Raw genomic sequence first — 19,522 nt, 5'->3', positions numbered from 1 at the left:
ACCAACTGCAGCCTGCCGCAGTCGCGTGATCTCGATCCGATGCACAATGTGCGCATGAAAGTTGACCAACAAGTCCTGCGAATCGTCGCCGAGGTGCTGGGAGTGCATGCGGAGGATGTGGACGTGGATCTGCCCCTGCGCGATTGGGGACAGGTCTGCCGCATCAACGACGAGACCTGCATGGTGCTCAACATCAATATCGGCACGCAGCTGGCCAGCCAATGCCGCACCGTGGGCGACTACCTGCGCCTGGTACGCAGCGCCGCGTAACCGGCTATGTCTTTTCAGTGCACCGCGTGTCCGCCGCCGTCCGAGGGGTCATCCAGGCAGGCGCTGGACGATTTCCCGCAATAGCTGACGGGCCAGCTCTGCCTTGCTGGCGCGTGGCAGGCGTTTGTGGCCCTGGTCGTCGAACAGCGTTAGCTCGTTGTCATCGCGGCCAAAGGTGTTGGGGCCAATGTTGCCTACCAGTAGAGGAATGCCCTTGCGTTTTCGCTTGGCGCTGGCATATTCCACCAGATTGTCGCTCTCTGCCGCAAAGCCCACGCAGTAGAGCTGGCCGCTGCGCGCGCGAGGCGTGGCGGCGATGGTGGCCAGAATGTCCGGGTTCTCCACAAATTCCAGCTGCGGAGTTGTTGCGCTTGCCTGTTTCTTGATCTTCTGCGCGGCCGCGTTGGCCGGGCGCCAGTCGGCCACTGCCGCTGTCGCAATGAACAGATCGGCATGCTGGGCGGCCGCCTCCGCGGCAGCGAGCATGTCGCGCGCCGATTGCACGTCCACGCGCTGCACGCCGCGTGGCGTCGGCAGGGCTACCGGGCCGCTGACCAAGGTGACTTCCGCGCCGGCTTGCTGCGCGGCTTGGGCAATGGCATAGCCCATCTTCCCGCTGGAGCGGTTGGTAATGCCGCGCACCGGATCGATCGCCTCGAACGTGGGCCCCGCAGTAATCAGCACACGCTTGCCGGCTAGGATCTGCGGCGTGAAGTATCTGGTCATATCGTGCATGATCTGCCAGGGCTCGAGCATGCGGCCATCGCCTGTTTCGCCGCATGCCTGTGGACCATTTCCCACGCCCAGCACGATGGCGCCGTCGCCCTGCACAGTCTGCATGTTGCGCAGGGTCGCCGGGTGCAGCCACATCTCGCGGTTCATGGCCGGAGCGATCAGCAGCGGCACCCGTTCGGCCGGCCGGGCAAGGCACAGCAGGCTGAGCAGTTCGTCACAGCGGCCCTGTGCCAGGCGCGCCAGAAAGTCAGCACTGCAGGGCGCCAGCAGTAGTGCATCGGCGTCACGGCTGAGGTTGATGTGCAGCATGTTGTTGTCGGCACGGCTGTCCCATTGCGACAGATAGACGGGGCGGCCGGAGAGGGCCTGCATCGTGATTGGCGTGATGAACTGGCAGGCCGCCTCGGTCATGACGACCTGCACCGTCGCGCCAGCCCTGACGAGCAGGCGGCACAGTTGTGCCGACTTGTAGCAGGCAATGCCGCCGGTCAGACCCAGCAGGATGTGCTTGCCTGCCAGTTGCGTGGCGTGCAGCGCCGGGTCGGGTTGCGCCTCCGCGGCCTCGTCATGGGACAGGGCTGCGGGATAGGTGATCGGGTAAGGGGGCGAGGAGGGGTGAGTCATGCAGGACTGGCGTTCACGGCAATCGCAAGGGCCCGCCGGGCAGCGCACTCTAGGACCTTGGCACTGCGGTGGGGGGAGAATCAGCGCGGCCAGTCTAGCGGAAAAGATCGGGGACGGCTGCGCACACACTGGCGCCAGCCGTGCTAGGCTTTAGGGTTTGCAACGTTCAACCTGCGCAACGCGCCTGTTCTCATGCGTCAGATCATCCTGGATACCGAAACCACCGGCCTGTCGGTCACAGAGGGCGATCGCGTCATCGAACTTGGCTGCGTGGAATTGGTCAACCGCCAGCTGAGTGGCCGGCATCTGCACTGCTACTTCAAGGTCGATCGTGACAGCCATCCGGATGCGCTGAAGGTTCATGGCATCACACGCGAGTTCCTGGCGGACAAGCCGACGTTCCAGGAGTCCGTGGCGGAGATCCTGGCCTTTCTGAAGGGGGCGGAGATCATCATCCACAATGCGCCGTTCGACGTGGCCTTCCTGGACAACGAGCTGAGGCTGGCAGGGTACGGCGCGCTGGCCACGCATGTACAGGGCATCACCGACAGCCTGTTGCTGGCGCGCGAGGCGTTTCCCGGCAAGCGCAATTCGCTGGACGCGCTGTGCGACCGCTTTGGCATCGACAAGTCCAACCGCACGCTGCATGGCGCACTGCTGGACTCGGAGCTGCTTGCACAGGTGTACCTGGCGCTTACGCGTGGGCAGAACGCGCTGATCGCGGAAGAGGGCACTGATGGCAGCGACGAGCAGAGCGTCAGTGCCGGGCCAAGTGTCTGTCTGGACGGCCTGCGACTGAAGGTCATCACAGCGTCTGCCGATGAGCTGGCCGCGCATGAACAGGTACTGGCCGGCATCGACAAGGAAAGCGGCGGCAACACCGTGTGGCGGACCGTGCAGGCTTGAGCGCCAGTTGGGATTTTCCTTTTTTACGCTGCAACGTTTGGGCGAATAGCCTATCGCGCTGGCGTTCGGCAATTACATGACTGACAGCAGGGCTTCGCCCTGAGGGCCGATTCAGCCTAGAATTGCCCGCATGCATGCCATTTTTGCGTCCAGTTCACCGATCAGGCCTCCGGGGCCGCCGCAGGTGCTGCCTCTGCAGGAGGAAGAAACAGTCGTTGCCGAGCGCCAGCGGCAAAAGCCCAAGCCGCCACCGATGTGCCAGGTGGTGATGCTCAACGACGACTTTACGCCGATGGAATTCGTGATTGCGGTGTTGCAGCAGTTTTTTGGGAAGAACCGCGATGCTGCCACGCAGATCATGCTCAAGATTCATCTCGAAGGACGCGGGGTGTGCGGCGTCTATCCACGCGAGATCGCAGAGACCAAGGTCGCGCTTGTGATGGACGCTGCGGCCGAGGCCGGTCACCCGCTGCAGTGTGTGGCCGAACCGCTGGCCGATTGACGATGGGCGTCAAATGGTTCACGATGGCTCCATGTTGCTGTGCAATATGCATTGAGCACATTGAGCATATTCATGAACTGTCAGCGCTCTATTGATTATTTCTAATGCACCCCCAATTGCACTGCAACTGAAATTTTTGGCAAGCACAAGGAGTTCATCAATGATTGCTCAAGAACTGGAAGTCAGCTTGCACATGGCTTTCGTGGAGGCGCGCCAGCAGCGCCATGAATTCATTACGGTCGAGCACCTGCTGCTGGCATTGCTCGACAACCCCAGCGCGTCCGAGGTGCTGCGTGCCTGCAACGCCAACATGGACGAGCTGCGCGCGGCGCTGACCACGTTCATCAAGGACAACATGCCCCAGGTGGCCGGTGAAGACGAGGTCGACACGCAGCCGACGCTGGGCTTTCAGCGCGTCGTGCAGCGCGCCATCATGCACGTGCAGTCCACCGGCAATGGCAAGAAGGAAGTCGTTGGTGCCAACGTGCTGGTGGCCATCTTTGGCGAGAAGGATTCGCATGCCGTGTATTTCCTGCACCAGCAGGGCATCACGCGGCTGGATGTCGTGAACTACATTGCCCATGGCATCCGCAAGGGCGAAGGGGCTGACAAGGCTGCCACTGGCGAGGCGGCCGCGGAGCAGGAGGAAGGCCAGGCGCAAGGTCAGGAGCGCGCCGAGAAGGCCAGCCCGCTGGAGCAGTTCACCATCAACCTCAACCAGGCTGCCGCCGAGGGTCGGATCGATCCGCTCATCGGCCGTCAGCACGAGGTCGAGCGCACTATTCAGGTGCTGTGCCGTCGGCGCAAGAACAATCCCTTGCTGGTCGGTGAGGCTGGCGTGGGCAAGACCGCGATCGCCGAAGGTCTGGCGTGGCGCATCACGCAAAAGGACGTGCCGGAGGTGCTGGAGAACGCGACCGTCTATTCGCTGGACATGGGCGCGTTGCTGGCTGGCACCAAGTACCGTGGCGACTTCGAGCAGCGCCTCAAGGGCGTGCTGAAGAATCTGCGCGAAAAGCCTGACGCCATCCTGTTCATCGATGAGATCCACACGCTGATCGGCGCCGGTGCGGCCTCTGGCGGCACGCTCGATGCATCCAACCTGCTCAAGCCGGCGCTGTCGAGCGGTCAGCTCAAGTGCATCGGTGCGACCACCTTCACCGAGTACCGTGGCATTTTCGAGAAGGATGCGGCGCTGTCGCGGCGCTTCCAGAAGATCGACGTGGTCGAGCCGACGGTGGCCGAGACCGTGGATATTCTCAAGGGGCTCAAGTCGCGCTTTGAGGAGCATCACAGCGTCAAGTACGCCAACGCCGCCCTGCAGGCCGCAGCCGAGCTGTCGGCGCGCTACATCAACGACCGTCAGCTGCCCGACAAGGCCATTGACGTGATCGACGAGGCCGGTGCCGCCCAGCGCATTCTGGCGCCTTCCAAGCGCAAGAAAACCATCAGCAAGGGTGACATCGAGGACATCGTGGCCAAGATCGCGCGGATTCCGCCAGCCGCGGTGTCGCAGGACGACCGCAGCAAGCTCAAGACGTTGGAGCGCGACCTCAAGAGCGTGGTGTTCGGGCAGGATGCGGCGCTCGAAGCGCTGGCTAGCGCGATCAAGATGTCGCGTTCGGGCCTGGGCAAGCCGGATAAGCCGATCGGCGCCTTCCTGTTCTCGGGACCCACGGGAGTGGGTAAGACCGAGGCTGCGCGCCAGCTCGCCTATATTTTGGGCATCGAGCTGATCCGCTTCGACATGTCGGAGTACATGGAGCCGCATGCAGTCAGTCGCTTGATCGGTGCGCCGCCGGGCTACGTTGGCTTCGACCAGGGCGGCCTGCTGACCGAGGCCATCACCAAGAAGCCGCACGCGGTGCTGCTGCTTGATGAAATCGAGAAGGCCCATCCGGCGATCTACAACATCCTGCTGCAGGTGATGGACCATGGCACGCTGACCGACAACAACGGGCGCAAGGCCGACTTCCGCAACGTCATCATCATCATGACGACGAATGCGGGTGCCGAGACCATGAACAAGGCCACCATCGGCTTTACCAATGCGCGCCAGGCTGGCGATGAAATGGCCGACCTCAAGCGCATGTTCACGCCCGAGTTCCGCAACCGGCTCGACGCCATCGTCAGCTTCAAGCCGCTGGACGAGCAGATCATTCTGCGCGTGGTTGACAAGTTCCTGCTGCAGCTCGAAAGCCAGCTGGCCGAGAAGAAGGTGGAAGTCACCTTCACAGATGACTTGCGCAAGTTCCTGGCCAAGAAGGGCTTTGATCCGCTGATGGGCGCGCGCCCGATGCAGCGGCTGATTCAGGACACGATTCGCAAGTCCCTGGCCGACGAGCTGCTTTTCGGGCGGCTGGCCGACGGCGGACGCGTGGTTATCGGCATCAAGAAGGTCGACGATGGCAAGGGCGGCCAGAAGGAGGAGATCGATCTGGAGATCTCCTCGCTGAAGAAGGAGGCCAAGCCGCGCCCCGAAGAGGAAGAGGCCGCCGCCGACTGAGCGCGATGCATGCCAAGGGCGTGCGCGCGCATGAAAAAGCCACCTGACAAAGAGGTGGCTTTCTTGTAATTGGACGGCGACTCTTACGCGGTCACCGTTTTACGGTAGGTCGATAGCCTACAGCCACCTTTGTTTTTCTCGTCCTGGTGGCTGACGCGTCGACGTGAGCTTCGACTTGTCTGCGCAGACAAGTCTAGTATTGTACGTGCTTTATGCGTTGCCAGCGGTTTCGGTGGCCTGCAGCGCGCAGTGGGTGCGCCAGCGCGCAAAGCCCTGCGCGCGTAGCACGCAGGCAGGGCAGGCTCCGCAGCCGTAGCCCCAGTCGTGAAGGTGCTCGCGCGAGCCCAGGTAGCAGGTGTGGGACTCGGTGCGGATCAGTTCCACCAGTGGCTTGCCGCCCAGTGCGTGCGCCAGTTCCCAGGTCGCAGCCTTGTCGCGCCACATCAGTGGCGTGGCAAGCACCAGCGGGCGGTCAACCCCCAGGGAGAGGGCCACCTGCAGGGCCTTGAGCGTGTTGTCGCGGCAATCCGGATAACCAGAGAAATCGGTCTGCGACATGCCTCCGACCAGTACGGTCAGCCCGCGCCGGTATGCCAGCGCTGCCGCCAGCGTGAAGAACAGCAGGTTGCGTCCGGGCACGAATGTATTGGGCAGTCCGTCGTCCTGCAGCGTGATGGCAACATCGTCGGTCATCGCGGTAGTGCCCAGCTGCTTGAGCACATCCACATGCAGCAGATGGTCCTCACCCAGTGTCTGGCTCCAGGCGGGCGAGAGGGCGCGCATGCCATCGCGCAACCGCTGCCGGCACGCCAGCTCAACATGATGGCGCTGGCCGTAGTCAAAGCCGATGGTTTCAACGTGCGCAAAACGCGCCAGCGCCCACGCCAATGTCGTGGCCGAATCCTGCCCGCCTGAGAGCAGTACCAGCGCGCGCTGGGGCTGCGCGCTATCGGCGGTGGCACTCATGCGGCGGCAGCTGCAGCCTGCTCACGCTGCAGCATGCGCACCACGGCGGCCAGCAGCACGCCGTAGGCCGGCACGAAGAGCACCAGGCTGACCACCAGCTTGATGACGTAGTCGACCACGGCAATCTCCACCCAGTTGGCTGCCATGAAGGGGTCGCTGCTGTGCCAAAAGGCGATGGCAAAGAAGGCGGCAGTGTCCATGGCTTGCCCCACCACGGAGGATGCAGCCGGCGCCAGCCACCAGGCGCTTGCACTGCGGCGGATGCGGTCGAATACCTGGATGTCGAGCAACTGGCCCAGCGCATACGCGGCAAAGCTGGCCAGCGCGATGCGGAACACGAAGCCGTTGAACTCAGTCAGGGAGGCAAGGCCGTTGAAGCGCCCCTCGTGAAACAGCACCGAGACGACGTAGGAGGCCACCAGCGCCGGCAGCATCACGCGTGCGATCACTCGCCGTGCCTCGGGCTTGCCGATCAGCCGAACGGTCAGATCCGTGGCCAGGAAAATAAACGGAAAGCTGAACGCTCCCCAGGTGCTGTGAAAGCCCAGCAGGTTGATGGGAAGCTGCACCAGATAGTTGCTGGCGATGATGATGAAGATGTGAAACCCCACCAGAACGGCAAGGTAGAACGGCACGCGAGCGCGTGGCAGCTGAGCGGATGGCATGACAAACCTTTTTGATGAATGGGGGTGAGGGAACCCATGCGGCGATTCGCGCGACGCGAAAGCCGCAGATTGTAGCAACGGGCACTCAGTGCCGCACGATATGGCGTGCCATAGTCAACGCACAAAGCAGCAGAAATCCCAGTGCTATCAACAGGCCCGTCCAGCCGCCATGCTGCCAAAGCAGTCCGGCGCCGGAACCGATCAGGCTCGATCCCAGGTAGTAGCAGCTCAGGTACAACGAGGAGGCCTGCGCCTTGGCATGGCTGGCGGTGGCACCAACTTGCGCGCTGATCATCGAGTGGGCGGCAAAGAATGCGAGGGCAAACACGCCAACGCCGACGGTGAGCACCCAGATGCTGGAGGCGGCACACAGGAGCAAGCCGAGCAACATGGTCGCGACGGCGCCTGACAGTGCCGCACGCTCGCCAAAGCGCCCGCGCAGTGGTGCTGCCATGCGCGCCGATGCGACGCCGCCCAGATAGGTGAGAAACAGCAGGCCGGCCTGGCTGGCGCTCAGGAAGAATGGGGGGCCCTCCAATCGAAACCCCACGTAGTTGAACAGCGCCACAAAGCAGCCCATCAGCAGAAAGCCCAGCACGTACAGGATGCGCAGCAGCGGATTGCGCAGATGCTCTGCGAAATTGGCCATTAAATGGCGCAGTTGGGGCGCTTCGGCCTGGAAGGCGCGCGCTGGCGGCAGCAGCCAGACAAACAGCGCCAGCGCCAATACCGCCAGAACTCCCATGCCTCCGAGCGCCCAGCGCCAGCCCAGGCCGTCCGCAAGAAAGCCTGTTACCGTGCGGCCCAGCATGCCTCCGAGCACGGTGCCGCTGATGTACAGGCCCATGGCGGCAGCCAGCGTGGAGCGCTCGAATTCTTCGCTGACGTAAGCCATTGCCAGCGCGGGCAGACCGCTGAGCGCCAGCCCCAGGGCCAGCCGCGTGGCCACCAGCAGCGTCCAGTGCGAGGCAAATGCACCAAGCAGCGCGGCCGCGCTGGCCACCGCCAGCGCGATGGTCATCATGCGTTTACGGTTGACGACTTCGGCCAGTGCCCCTGCAGGCAACAGGCCAAACGCGAGCGCAAGCGTGCTGACTGAAAGCGACAGACTGCTGGTTGCAGCGCTGATCTGGAACTCGCGCGCCAGCGCCGGCAGCAGTGGCTGCACGCAGTAGAGCAAGGAAAAAGTTGCATAGCCAGCGCAGAACAGTGCCAGCGATGCGCGCCAGTAGGCGGAGGTGCCACGACGGATGCCGCTGGCAACTGTAGGAGTGGATGCCATGGAAAGGGCAGGCGGCAGCGCCGGATGCTTGCGAGTGCGACGCGATGGCGCTGACACGCGTCAACGTAGCGAGCGCGCCCCGCTTCGGCTGGCAGCACACGGCCTTCAAACGATGGAAAGGTCAATTATCGCCCGGCCTGTCGTACCGTGCAGCGCGTGAAGGCGCGATCACAGGGAAGCTTGGAGCATCTCCCGGTAGTCAGCAGCACTGGCCAGCCGCGGATTGGTGGCGTGGCAGTGGTCACGCATGGCATGCGTGATGATGGCGTCGAAATCAGACTGACGCACGCCTAACGCTGCCAGGCCGGAGGGCAGTCCCAGTTCACGGTTACGCTCGATGATGGCGCAGGAAAGCGCATCCGCCGCTGTCGAAGCGTCCGCCTGCATTGGCACGCTCAGAGCCATGGCGCGGGCCATGCGCTGCATTCTGTGCTCCGCCACGATGTTGTCCGCCTTGGCATTGAAGCGCAGCACCGCCGGCAACAGCAGGGCATTCAGCGTGCCGTGGTGCAGTCGAGGATTGAGTCCGCCCAGGCTGTGACTGAGCGAGTGCACACAACCTAATCCCTTCTGGAATGCCAGCGCGCCCTGCATGCTGGCAGCCATCAGATTCCGGCGTGCAGTGCGATTGCCGCCATCGTGCGTGGCCGTGACGATGTGGCTCCAGCCGCGCTCGAGTCCATCCAGTGCGATGCCATCGGCCGGTGGGTTGAAGGCTGCTGCCATGAAGGTTTCCATGCAGTGGGCGATGGCGTCCATACCCGTGGCGGCCGTCAGCAGAGGGGGCAGCGCCAGGGTCAGCTGCGGATCACAAATGGCAGCGCGTGGCACCAGATGCCATGCGTGAAATCCGAGTTTGCGCCCGTCGTCGACGATCAGAATCGCGCCGCGCGCGACTTCGCTGCCGGTGCCGCTGGTAGTAGGTACGGCAATCAGCGGCGCCACATCGGCGCGAATGCGTGGCGAGCCACCTTCGATGGTGGCGTACTGCGCCAGCGGCCCTGCATGCGTGGTGGCGATGGCCACGCCCTTGGCGCAATCGATGGCCGAGCCGCCGCCGACGGCAATGAGCCCATCACAATGATTTTGCCGATACAACGCGGTGGCGGCACGCACGGCTGCCTCGGTGGGGTTGGAGGGGGTGGCATCGAATACGTGGACGGGCATATGGGGCTGCAACTGTTCGCACACGCTATCGATGATGCCGGCGGCGCGCACGCCTGCATCCGTGACGATCAGCGGCCTAGTGATGCCGGCATGCGCGCATTCCTCGGCCAGCAGCGCCAGCGCGCCGTCATCGAACTGAATGCGCGTGATGTACTGGATGAGGGCCATGCGTGTCTCCTTGCGGTTGAATGGATGTGTTTCGATACGGCGGACAAGGGAGCGTGCGCCTGCTCGCAAGCGGTTGACGGTGTTCTCCACACGTTGCAGCGCTGCAGCCATCAGGGCGACAATCGTGCCATGACCGATCCAACTCAGCAGCCTTGGTGGGCCATGCTCACTCCCGCGATGCAACAAGTCGTGGCCGGCATGGCCCGCAAGGCGCTTGCACCGCTGCACACGCTGGGCGTGCAGCGGGCGCGTGAAATCTACCGCCAGGGGGCGCAGGTGCTTGAGGCCGATCTGCCGCCGCAGGCTGTGCACAGGGTGGATGGCACCCTCGCCGCGCGTGATGGCGCGCAGCTTCCCGTGCGTATTTATAAGCCTGCGCTGTCCGATCGGCTGTCGTCGACGGAACAGGATGCCTTGTTGCCAGCCGTTCTTTACCTGCACGGCGGCGGCTTCACAATTGGTGGCATCGACACGCATGACGTGCTGTGTGCCAGGATGGCCCTGCTGGCCGGGGTGGCCGTGGTCTCACTGGCCTACCGGCTGGCGCCTGAGCAGCGTTTCCCGACGGCTGTTCATGATGTCTGGGATGCCTTCACGTTCCTGCGTCGGCATGGCGCGGACTGGCAACTCAATGGCGACCAGCTGGCGGTCGCCGGCGACAGCGCTGGAGGCACACTGGCGGCCGTGCTGGCCTTGCAGGCGCGCGATGCCGGACAGCCGCTTGCCGGGCAATGCCTGATTTATCCGGGTACGACGGCGCATCAGGATACCCCGTCACACCGCCGCTTTGCGAGCGGGCCGGTGCTGAACGAAGCGACGATTACCTGGTTCTTCGACAATTACATTGACCGGCATCACCGCGAGGACTGGCGATTTGCGCCGCTGCTCGCACCGGAGCTCGATGGCGTAGCCCCCGCGCTGGTGGTGCTGGCCGAGTGCGATCCGCTGGTGGATGAAGGCATCGCCTATGCCGACCGCCTGCGCATGGCGGGCGTGCCAGTGACGCTGGAGCTGTTCAGGGGCGTCAGCCACGAGTTCCTCAAGATGGGCCGCGCTCTGCCCGAAGCGCTGGCGGCGCACCATGCGATTGCCGATTTCCTGCGACAGGCGCTGCGCGGCGCATAAAAAATCGCAAACAGGCTCTTACAAGCGACCGACGCCGTTGGTGGGCTTGATGACCTGCAAGATGGTGGTGGAGATTTCCTCAATGGACTTGGTGGTCGTCGACAGCCATTGCACGCCCGCCCGGCGCATCATGCTCTCGGCTTCGCTGACTTCCATGCGGCAATTCTCCAGGCTGGCATAGCGCGAGCCGGGGCGGCGTTCATTGCGAATCTCAGACAGGCGTTCTGGGTTGATGGTCAAGCCAAATAACTTCTTCTTCAGTGGCAGCAAGGCAGGCGGCAGCTGCTGGCGCTCGAAATCGTCAGGAATGAGCGGGTAGTTGGCGACCTTCAGGCCATACTGCATGGCCAGGTAGAGGCTGGTGGGGGTCTTGCCGCTGCGGCTGACGCCGATCAGGATGACGTCGGCGCTGGCCAGATCCGTGTTGGATTGTCCATCGTCGTGCGCCAGCGTGTAGTTGATGGCCTCCATGCGGTCCGAGTATTCCTTGCTCTTGCTGATGTCAGTGAAACGTCCGACCCGGTGATGCGACTTCGCGCCCAACTCCACCTCCAGCGGTCTGACGAAGCTGCCAAACATATCCATCACCAGCCCCTTGCAGTGTTCGCTGAAGACGCCCTGGACTTCCGGATTGACCAGCGTGGTGAATACGATCGGCTTTTTCTTTTCCAGCTCGTAGCTGTGGTTGATCTGGCGAATCGCTTGATGGGCCTTGTCCACGGTATCCACGAACGGCAGGCGCACCTTGCGCGCGTGGAGGTCGAACTGCGCAAGAATGGCATTGCCGAACGCCTCGGCAGTGATGCCGGTGCCGTCGGACACGAAGTAGACAGTGCGGTTGGACATGGTCAGCAATGGGTGGGTTGGACAGACAGGCAGCCATCATAGTGGCTGTGCAGCCAGGCGCCGCACAGGCTGCGCAACACTATCAATGCGCCTACAATACGCGTCAAATTTTGTGCGATGGTCCATGTGCGGCAGTGTTGCTGCCTCCTTTTGGCTGTCGCGACCCGCGGGCGATGGGGATTGTCTTGCGCCTGCTGCGCCTTCGCTGATTGCATTTACCTCCTTGTCCATGCTGCTGGCTGCGTCCATTCCAGAACAAGCAAAGCGCGCACTGGCCCGGCGTCGGGGCAGGGAGTCGGTCGGCCTCAAGCCCCTAACAGGGGCTTCATTGCGCCGGCCTTGCCACCGTTTTCTTACTTCTGGAGTCTTCCCATGTCTGATCGCTTCGAGGCGACCGCCCTGGTCGTACCGTTTGAAAACCTGAGAATGAGCGACGTCGAGGTCGTAGGTGGCAAGAACGCCTCGCTCGGCGAAATGATCTCGCAGCTGCCCCAAGGCGTGCGTGTACCCACTGGTTTTGCCACCACGGCACATGCCTTCCGTGAGTTCCTCAAGCATGATGGCCTGGCAGACAAGATCAGTGCGCGTCTTGCGAGCCTGGACGTGGACGATGTGCGGGCGCTGGCCGAGGCGGGTGCAGAAATCCGCCAGATGGTCGAGAACCAGCCGTTTCCTCCTGCACTGGAAAAAGCGATCCGCGATGCATTCGCGGTGCTGAGTGAGGGCAATGACCAGGCGTCGTTTGCGGTGCGTTCTTCCGCGACGGCTGAAGATCTCCCCGATGCCTCGTTTGCCGGACAGCAGGAGACCTTCCTGAACGTCGTCGGCATTGAGGACGTGCTACATAAGGCCAAGGAAGTCTTTGCCTCGCTCTATAACGACCGGGCCATTAGTTACCGTGTGCATAAGGGCTTTGCGCACGACGTGGTGGCGCTGTCGGTCGGGGTGCAGCGCATGGTGCGCTCGGACACGGGCGCTGCCGGCGTGATGTTCACGATCGATACGGAGTCGGGCTTCGAGGATGTGGTGTTCATCACCTCCAGCTACGGCCTGGGCGAGACGGTGGTGCAAGGCGCGGTCAACCCCGATGAGTTCTACGTGCACAAGCCCAGCCTGAAGGCGGGCAAGCAGGCGGTGATCCGTCGCAACCTGGGCTCCAAGCTGATCCAGATGGTCTTTACCTCGCCTGAGGAAAAGGCCGCGACCGGCAAGCTGGTGAAGACCGTTGATGTGCCTGCCGAGCTGCGCAACCGCTACTCCCTCTCGGATGAAGACGTGGCCGAACTGGCACGTTACGCGCTCATCATCGAAGAGCACTACGGTCGTCCGATGGACATCGAGTGGGGCCGCGACGGCACCGATGGCAAGCTCTACATCCTGCAAGCGCGTCCCGAGACGGTCAAAAGCCAGCAGAAAGGCAAGGCGGAGCAGCGCTTCAAGCTGTTGGGTACCGGCAATGTGCTGGCTGAGGGGCGCGCCATCGGCCAGAAGATCGGCACCGGGCCGGTGCGTCTGGTCAACGACATTGCGGAGATGGACAAGGTGCAGCCCGGCGACGTGCTGGTCACCGACATGACGGACCCGAACTGGGAGCCGGTGATGAAGCGCGCCAGCGCCATCGTCACCAATCGCGGCGGGCGGACCTGTCATGCTGCCATCATTGCGCGGGAGCTGGGTATTCCCGCCGTTGTCGGCTGCGGGGATGCCACCGACAAGCTCAAGGATGGCGTGCTGGTGACCGTCAGCTGCGCCGAGGGCGATACCGGCAAGATCTACGACGGATTGTTGGAAACCGAGGTTACCGAGGTGCAGCGCGGCGAGATGCCCAAGATCGGCACAAAGATCATGATGAACGTCGGTAACCCCCAGCTGGCCTTCGATTTTGCGCAGCTGCCCAACGAGGGCGTTGGCCTGGCGCGGCTGGAGTTCATCATCAACAACAACATCGGCGTGCATCCCAAGGCGATCCTTGACTATCCGAACGTCGATGCCGATCTGAAAAAGGCGGTGGAGTCGGTGGCGCGCGGCCATGCCTCGCCGCGTGCGTTCTACGTCGACAAGGTGGCCGAGGGCGTAGCGACGATTGCCGCGGCGTTCTATCCGAAGCCCGTCATCGTGCGCCTGTCGGACTTCAAGAGCAACGAGTACCGCAAGCTCATCGGCGGCAGCCGTTACGAGCCCGAGGAAGAAAATCCGATGCTGGGCTTTCGCGGCGCGACCCGCTACATCAGCGAGGAGTTCCGCGAAGCGTTCGAGATGGAATGCGCGGCGCTCAAGCGCGTGCGTGAGGACATGGGGCTGACCAACGTCGAGATCATGGTGCCGTTCGTGCGTACGCTCAAGCAGGCCCAGGCGGTGGAGGAGCTGCTCGCCAAGAATGGCCTCAAGCGCGGCGAGAATGGCCTGCGTCTGATCATGATGTGTGAAGTGCCCAGCAACGCGATTCTGGCCGATCAGTTCCTGGAGTATTTCGACGGCTTTTCCATCGGCTCCAATGACCTGACGCAGCTTACGCTGGGGCTGGACCGCGATTCCGGCCTGGATCTGCTCGCGGCGGACTTCGACGAGCGTGACCCGGCGCTGCAGTTCATGCTCTCGCGCGCCATCAAGGCCTGCCGGGCACAGGGCAAATACGTGGGCATCTGTGGTCAGGGGCCGAGCGATCACCCGGACTTCGCCCAGTGGCTGGCCGACGAAGGCATCTCGTCGATCTCGCTCAACCCGGACAGCGTGGTGGCGACCTGGCAGCAGTTGGCTGCCAAGGCGTGATGCCCGCGAGCGACATGCCCTGAAGAACATCCGCCCGCGAGGCGGATGTTTTTTTATGCAGCCGCCGTCTGTGGCGCCTGCGAGGAGGCTTGCTCAGTCCTTCTTCTTCGCGGGACGCTGCCAGTCCGGCACGACGCTGGCGTTGGCGCGGGTGACGGCCAGGGCGTGCGCGGGCACATCACGTGAGAGGGTCGAGCCCGCGCCGACGGTGGCGCCGGCGCCAATGGTCAGGGGCGCAACCAGTACGCTGTTGCTGCCGATGTGCACATCGGCCTCAATGATGGTGCGGTGTTTGTTGGCGCCGTCGTAATTGGCGGTGATGGCGCCGGCCCCATAGTTCACGCGCTCGCCCACGGCAGCATCACCCAGGTAGGCCAGATGGTTGGCCTTGGCGCCGCGCGCCAGCGTGGAGTTCTTCACCTCCACGAAGTTGCCGATGTGCACATCCTCGGCCAGCCGGGCGCCAGGACGCAGACGGGCAAAAGGTCCGATGCGTGCGCCGTTGCCGACGACAACGCCCGCAGCCTCACCATCGATATGGGAGTAGGGCAGCACTTCGCAGTCGGCACCAAGGTCGGCCTGGCTGATGTGGCAGTATGCACCGATGCGGCTGCCGCTGCCAATGCGCACGTCGCCTGCGAAGATGCAGCCGATGTCGATCTCCACATCACTCTCGCACGTGAGTGCGCCAGGCAGCGCACTGCCGGGGGCGGCGCGCAGCTCAAAGCGCGCTGGATCAACCAGGCGCACACCAGCGTCCATGGCGGCCTCGGCCTGCAGGCGCTGATACCTGCGCTCTGCCTCGGCAAGCTGGGCCGGGCTGTTGATGCCGCCGACCTGCCACGATTGGTGCACGGGCAGGCAATGCGCCTGCACCGCGACCTGATCGGCAACCGCCATGGCGATGACGTCGGTCAGATAGTACTCGCCCTGGGCATTGTCATTGTCCAGCCGATTCAGCCAGGCCTTGAGGCGATGGGCTGGCAGCGCCATGATGCCCGAATTGATCTCACGGATGGCGCGCTGCTGGGCATTCGCGTCCTTGTGCTCGACGATGGCCTGAACGCGCCCTTGCGCATCGCGTGCGATGCGGCCGTAGCCATGGGGTTCGACCAGTTCTGCGGTGAGCAGGCCAATCTGCGAATCACTGCAACACGCCACGACTTGCTGCAGCGTTTCAGCGTCGACCAAGGGCACGTCGCCGAGCAGGATCAGCACGGTGCCGCGGTCGGGCAGATGGGCGCCAGCCTGCTGAACGGCGTGGCCTGTGCCCAGCTGCTGTGGCTGCTCGGCATGGATCAGTTGCGTGTTGGGCAGCAGCGCCGGAGCATGCTGATCGGCAAACTGGCGCACCCAATCCCCGCCATGGCCGGACACAAGCACCAAGCGCTCGGCACACAGCGCGCCAGCGGTATGCAGCACGTGGGCCAGCATGGGTCGCCCACCCAGGGGCTGCAGCACCTTGGGAAGGCGGCTTTTCATTCGCGTGCCTTTTCCGGCGGCGAGAACAACGATGCTCAAAGGCGAGGAAGCAGTCATGGAACAATTGGCAAGGAAGGCTCACCGCATGCCGCTCGTGTGGCACGTGGCAAAAAAGCACCGTACATTATCGATGCGAAAGCATTCGTCACGGATGCAGTAAGCGCTGTGCGGTACTTATACAGTAAAAACACGTGCCGTGGACACATGTCCTCGGGCGATAATCGGCATCTTGAGGCATGGCGCGCAACAACGCACTGGCCGGGGACGGTGATTTTCTTGTTACGGAGAACGGCGCATGGAGGCATGGATATTGATACCGGTGTTGGCAGGTGCCTATCTGCTGGGGTCCGTGCCTTTTGCCGTGGTGGTCAGCCGCATCATGGGCTTGCAGGATCCGCGCAGTTTTGGCAGCGGCAATCCCGGGGCCACGAATGTGCTGCGCTCGGGCAGCAAGGCGGCCGCCGTGCTGACGCTGGTGCTGGATGCGGCCAAGGGCTGGCTGCCGGTGGCGTTGGTGGGCTGGTACGGCGCTGCTTACGGCCTTTACGAAGGGGCGCAGGCTGCAGTCGGGTTTGCGGCATTTCTCGGGCATGTGTTTTCGGTATTCCTGCGTTTCAAGGGCGGCAAGGGTGTGGCGACCGCGCTGGGCGTGCTGCTGGGCATCCAGCCTTGGCTGGGACTGGCGGTGCTAGTGGTTTGGCTGCTGGCTGTGGGGGTTTGGCGCATGTCGTCGCTGGCGTCTCTGGTGGCGGCGGTGGCAGCACCCGTGATCTATCTGCTTGGTGGTGGTTCCGTCTGGGTTTATGACCGCCCGGTGCTGCTGTTTACGGGACTGATGTCTGTCGTGCTGATCTATCGACATGCGCCGAACATTTCCCGGCTGCTTGCAGGCACGGAGCCGCGTCTTGGCGCAAGTGGGCGTGCAGCGCCAAAGCCTGCGGGCAAATCGCGCGCACGTCGACGCAAGGCTTGAACGCCAGCTTGCTTGAAAGCTGAACTCTTTTCGCATCGCAGCAATCCGCCATGGCCGTTGACCCCAGCTTTTCCAAACAGCGTCTGCCTTTGGCACAGGTGCTCGCGTGCGGTGCACTGATTGTGACGCTGTCGATGGGGGTGCGTCATGGGTTTGGCCTGTGGCTGCTGCCGGTGACTAGCGAAATGGGATGGAGCCGCAATGCGTTTTCCATCGCGCTGGCAATCCAGAACCTGGCCTGGGGCATATTTGGCATTTTTGTCGGCATGGCGGCCGACCGCTTCGGCGCTTTTCGGGTGCTGCTCGCAGGTGCCGTGTGCTATGGCGCAGGGCTGGTCGGCATGGCGGTTGCAGCAACGCCACTGGCCTTTGCGCTGTCGGCCGGTGTCCTGCTGGGTCTGGCGCAGGCGGGCACCACTTATGCGGTGGTGTATGGTGTGATTGGCCGACAGATCCCCGTCGGGAAACGTTCCTGGGCGATGGGCGTGACCGCCGCAGCGGGCTCGTTCGGCCAGTTCCTGATGTTGCCGCTGGAAGGCGTCCTCATTGGCGCGCTGGGCTGGCAGGCTGCCCTGATGGTGTTGGCGGTGCTGATACTGGCGATAGTGCCTCTGGCCTTTGGGCTGCGTGAGCCGCACAACGCAGGCAAGGCCGCCATGCACCAAGGCATCGTGTCCTCACAGGGGATTGGCCACGCGTTGCAAGAGGCCTTGTCGCACCGGAGTTTTCTGCTGTTGACGGCAGGCTATTTCGTCTGTGGCTTCCAGGTCGTTTTCATCGGGGTGCACATGCCCAGCTATCTGCGCGACCACCAGTTGCCAGCGCAGGTGGCAACCCATGCGCTGGCGCTGATTGGCCTGTTCAATGTGCTGGGCACCTATGTGTCTGGCTGGCTCGGGCAGACCGTGGCGCGACGCAAGATCCTGATCGGCATTTATTTGGGCCGGGTGGTGGCGATTGCAGTATTCCTGCTGGCGCCACTGTCGGCATGGAGCGTCTACGTGTTCTCGGCAGTCATCGGCGCATTGTGGCTGTCCACTGTGCCGCCAACCAACGCGACGGTGGCGCAGATGTTCGGTGTACGCCATCTCTCCATGCTTGGCGGGGTGGTTTTCTTCAGCCATCAGATTGGCAGCTTTCTCGGCGTCTGGCTGGGTGGTTTTCTGTATGACCGCACGGGCAGTTACGATATCGTCTGGTACATTGCCATTGCACTGGGTTTGCTGGCAGCCGCGGTGAATGTTCCCATTGACGAGCGACCGGTCGAGCGCCTGCGCGCGCAGCCGGTGTGATGGGGTGCAGCGCTGGCCGGACATTGCCCATGCTGTCTGACAGCGCGGATGGCACGGCTGACTTATCGTAGGGGGTGCCCATGCCGTATCGAATGCGTAGGAGACTGTACGCCACTGTCTCTGTACTGGCGGTGGCGGTTGTGCTGGCTGGCACCTTTATGCTGTACTGGCGGCCAGCGCTGATGGTGCAGCTGGCCGAGCAGCTCTGGGCGTGCTTTTGACGTCTATTGGCTGGGCCGCCTTCGTGGTCAAGCCCGATGCGCTGGCGGCTGCACTAGAATGACAAGCTTTTGTGATAATTGCAGCTGAGTCTGACTATTCATGACCTCGACTTCCATTGCCCTGAAAGGCAGCATTGTTGCCCTGGTAACTCCACTGAATGAGGACGCAAGCGTCGACTATGACGGGTTGCGAAAACTGGTGGATTGGCACATCGCGCAGGGCACGGATTGCATCAGTGTCGTGGGAACGACTGGTGAGTCCCCAACGCTGACGTACGACGAACACCACGAGGTCATTCGCGTGACCGTGGAGCACGCGGCAGGGCGTGTGCCGGTAATGGCGGGCTGCGGCGCCAACTCGACTGCCGAGGCCATTTCGCTGGCGCAGTACGCACAGAAGGTTGGAGCAAGCAGTCAGCTGCAGGTTGTGCCCTATTACAACAAACCCACACAGGAAGGGCAGTATCAACACTTTCGCACGATTGCCGAGGCGACGCCTGAGCTGCCGATGTACCTGTATAACGTGCCGGGGCGCTCCGTGGCCGATCTGGCGCATGAGACGGTGTTGCGACTGGCACAGATTCCCAGCATCGTCGGAATCAAGGAAGCCACGGGCGATCTGGCCCGCGCGCAGTGGCTGATCCGCGACGTGCCACCCGGGTTTGCGGTGTATTCCGGAGACGACTTGACTGCGGTGGCGCTGATGCTGTGTGGCGGTCATGGCAACATCAGTGTCACCGCCAACGTGGCGCCTGCATTGGTCCATGCGTTGTGCCATGCTGCGATCAACGGTGACGTGGCGCGGGCCAATGCCATCCAGCAGCGGCTGTTGCCGCTGCACAAGGCCTTGTTTAGCGAGGCCAATCCTATTCCCGTCAAGTGGGCCATGCACCGTTTGGGCTTGTGTGGTCCGACCTTGCGCCTGCCCATGACTCCGCTGTCCGCTTGGGCGCAGGAGCCGCTGGAAGCGGCTCTGCGCGAAACCGGCCTGTTGGCGTGATGCCGCATCTGTGTGCTGCTGCA

Annotated in this window: 17 protein-coding genes; 10 read left to right on the top strand and 7 right to left on the bottom strand. The window is 63.1% G+C overall.

The window, feature by feature from the left end; all coding sequences use genetic code 11:
• Positions 1-54: 54 nt before the first annotated feature.
• Positions 55-270: an acyl carrier protein gene (locus AAV94_RS02660; protein WP_156167936.1), complete on the top strand. Its 216-nt coding sequence runs from the start codon at positions 55-57 to the stop codon at positions 268-270.
• Between the two features lie 48 nt (positions 271-318).
• On the opposite strand, the gene coaBC is transcribed toward AAV94_RS02660, so the two are convergent.
• Entirely contained in the window at positions 319-1,629 is a 1,311-nt protein-coding gene (gene coaBC / locus AAV94_RS02655; RefSeq protein ID WP_084824696.1) for a bifunctional phosphopantothenoylcysteine decarboxylase/phosphopantothenate--cysteine ligase CoaBC, read from the bottom strand.
• A gap of 192 nt (positions 1,630-1,821) precedes the next feature.
• Here coaBC and dnaQ point away from each other — a divergent pair, with 192 nt between their 5' ends.
• The 3 genes from dnaQ (at position 1,822) to clpA (ending at position 5,543) form a co-directional block, all read left to right on the top strand.
• Positions 1,822-2,535 carry a DNA polymerase III subunit epsilon gene (gene dnaQ / locus AAV94_RS02650; protein WP_046740780.1) on the top strand — a complete coding sequence of 238 codons (714 nt, stop codon included), beginning with the start codon at positions 1,822-1,824 and terminating at the stop codon, positions 2,533-2,535.
• 130 nt (positions 2,536-2,665) lie between these two features.
• Positions 2,666-3,037 carry an ATP-dependent Clp protease adapter ClpS gene (clpS, locus tag AAV94_RS02645; protein WP_084824695.1) on the top strand — a complete coding sequence of 124 codons (372 nt, stop codon included), beginning with the start codon at positions 2,666-2,668 and terminating at the stop codon, positions 3,035-3,037.
• Between the two features lie 160 nt (positions 3,038-3,197).
• Entirely contained in the window at positions 3,198-5,543 is a 2,346-nt protein-coding gene (clpA, locus tag AAV94_RS02640) for an ATP-dependent Clp protease ATP-binding subunit ClpA (protein WP_046740778.1), read from the top strand.
• 210 nt (positions 5,544-5,753) lie between these two features.
• Here the strand turns inward: clpA and queC are convergent, their stop codons facing one another.
• From queC to AAV94_RS02620, 4 genes are all read right to left on the bottom strand, one after another.
• The gene (queC, locus tag AAV94_RS02635) at positions 5,754-6,509 is read right to left on the bottom strand and encodes a 7-cyano-7-deazaguanine synthase QueC (RefSeq protein ID WP_046740777.1); all 756 of its coding nucleotides are present in this window, start codon (positions 6,507-6,509) and stop codon (positions 5,754-5,756) included.
• Positions 6,506-7,174, bottom strand: a complete 669-nt coding sequence (locus AAV94_RS02630; RefSeq protein WP_046740776.1) for a 7-cyano-7-deazaguanine/7-aminomethyl-7-deazaguanine transporter — start codon at positions 7,172-7,174, stop codon at positions 6,506-6,508. Before AAV94_RS02630 ends, queC begins: the two co-directional genes overlap by 4 nt.
• A gap of 85 nt (positions 7,175-7,259) precedes the next feature.
• Positions 7,260-8,456 (bottom strand): MFS transporter, encoded by a 1,197-nt coding sequence (locus AAV94_RS02625; protein WP_046740775.1) that lies wholly within the window; start codon positions 8,454-8,456, stop codon positions 7,260-7,262.
• A gap of 168 nt (positions 8,457-8,624) precedes the next feature.
• Entirely contained in the window at positions 8,625-9,791 is a 1,167-nt protein-coding gene (locus AAV94_RS02620; RefSeq protein WP_046740846.1) for an iron-containing alcohol dehydrogenase, read from the bottom strand.
• Between the two features lie 129 nt (positions 9,792-9,920).
• Here AAV94_RS02620 and AAV94_RS02615 point away from each other — a divergent pair, with 129 nt between their 5' ends.
• Positions 9,921-10,916 carry an alpha/beta hydrolase gene (locus AAV94_RS02615; protein WP_046740774.1) on the top strand — a complete coding sequence of 332 codons (996 nt, stop codon included), beginning with the start codon at positions 9,921-9,923 and terminating at the stop codon, positions 10,914-10,916.
• An 18-nt stretch (positions 10,917-10,934) separates the two neighbouring features.
• Here the strand turns inward: AAV94_RS02615 and ppsR are convergent, their stop codons facing one another.
• The gene (gene ppsR / locus AAV94_RS02610) at positions 10,935-11,762 is read right to left on the bottom strand and encodes a posphoenolpyruvate synthetase regulatory kinase/phosphorylase PpsR (protein WP_046740773.1); all 828 of its coding nucleotides are present in this window, start codon (positions 11,760-11,762) and stop codon (positions 10,935-10,937) included.
• 372 nt (positions 11,763-12,134) lie between these two features.
• Between ppsR and ppsA the strand changes: the two genes are divergently transcribed.
• The gene (ppsA, locus tag AAV94_RS02605; RefSeq protein WP_046740772.1) at positions 12,135-14,531 is read left to right on the top strand and encodes a phosphoenolpyruvate synthase; all 2,397 of its coding nucleotides are present in this window, start codon (positions 12,135-12,137) and stop codon (positions 14,529-14,531) included.
• 93 nt (positions 14,532-14,624) lie between these two features.
• Here the strand turns inward: ppsA and glmU are convergent, their stop codons facing one another.
• A complete protein-coding gene (gene glmU, locus AAV94_RS02600) occupies positions 14,625-16,070 on the bottom strand; it encodes a bifunctional UDP-N-acetylglucosamine diphosphorylase/glucosamine-1-phosphate N-acetyltransferase GlmU (RefSeq protein WP_046740771.1) in 1,446 nt (481 codons plus the stop codon).
• A 238-nt stretch (positions 16,071-16,308) separates the two neighbouring features.
• Between glmU and plsY the strand changes: the two genes are divergently transcribed.
• From plsY to dapA, 4 genes are all read left to right on the top strand, one after another.
• Positions 16,309-16,986, top strand: a complete 678-nt coding sequence (gene plsY, locus AAV94_RS02595) for a glycerol-3-phosphate 1-O-acyltransferase PlsY (protein ID WP_046740770.1) — start codon at positions 16,309-16,311, stop codon at positions 16,984-16,986.
• A gap of 50 nt (positions 16,987-17,036) precedes the next feature.
• Complete coding sequence (locus AAV94_RS02590; RefSeq protein WP_046740769.1) at positions 17,037-18,278, top strand: MFS transporter; 1,242 nt, start codon at positions 17,037-17,039, stop codon at positions 18,276-18,278.
• 92 nt (positions 18,279-18,370) lie between these two features.
• Positions 18,371-18,499 carry a hypothetical protein gene (locus AAV94_RS15270; RefSeq protein ID WP_269430757.1) on the top strand — a complete coding sequence of 43 codons (129 nt, stop codon included), beginning with the start codon at positions 18,371-18,373 and terminating at the stop codon, positions 18,497-18,499.
• A gap of 100 nt (positions 18,500-18,599) precedes the next feature.
• Positions 18,600-19,499, top strand: a complete 900-nt coding sequence (dapA, locus tag AAV94_RS02585) for a 4-hydroxy-tetrahydrodipicolinate synthase (protein ID WP_046740768.1) — start codon at positions 18,600-18,602, stop codon at positions 19,497-19,499.
• Positions 19,500-19,522 lie beyond the last annotated feature (23 nt).

Source organism: Lampropedia cohaerens, from assembly GCF_001005215.1.
In the GTDB taxonomy this organism is placed as follows: domain Bacteria; phylum Pseudomonadota; class Gammaproteobacteria; order Burkholderiales; family Burkholderiaceae_C; genus Lampropedia; species Lampropedia cohaerens.
Note: the sequence above shows the minus strand (reverse complement) of the source record. Positions and strands in the feature narration are given on the sequence as shown.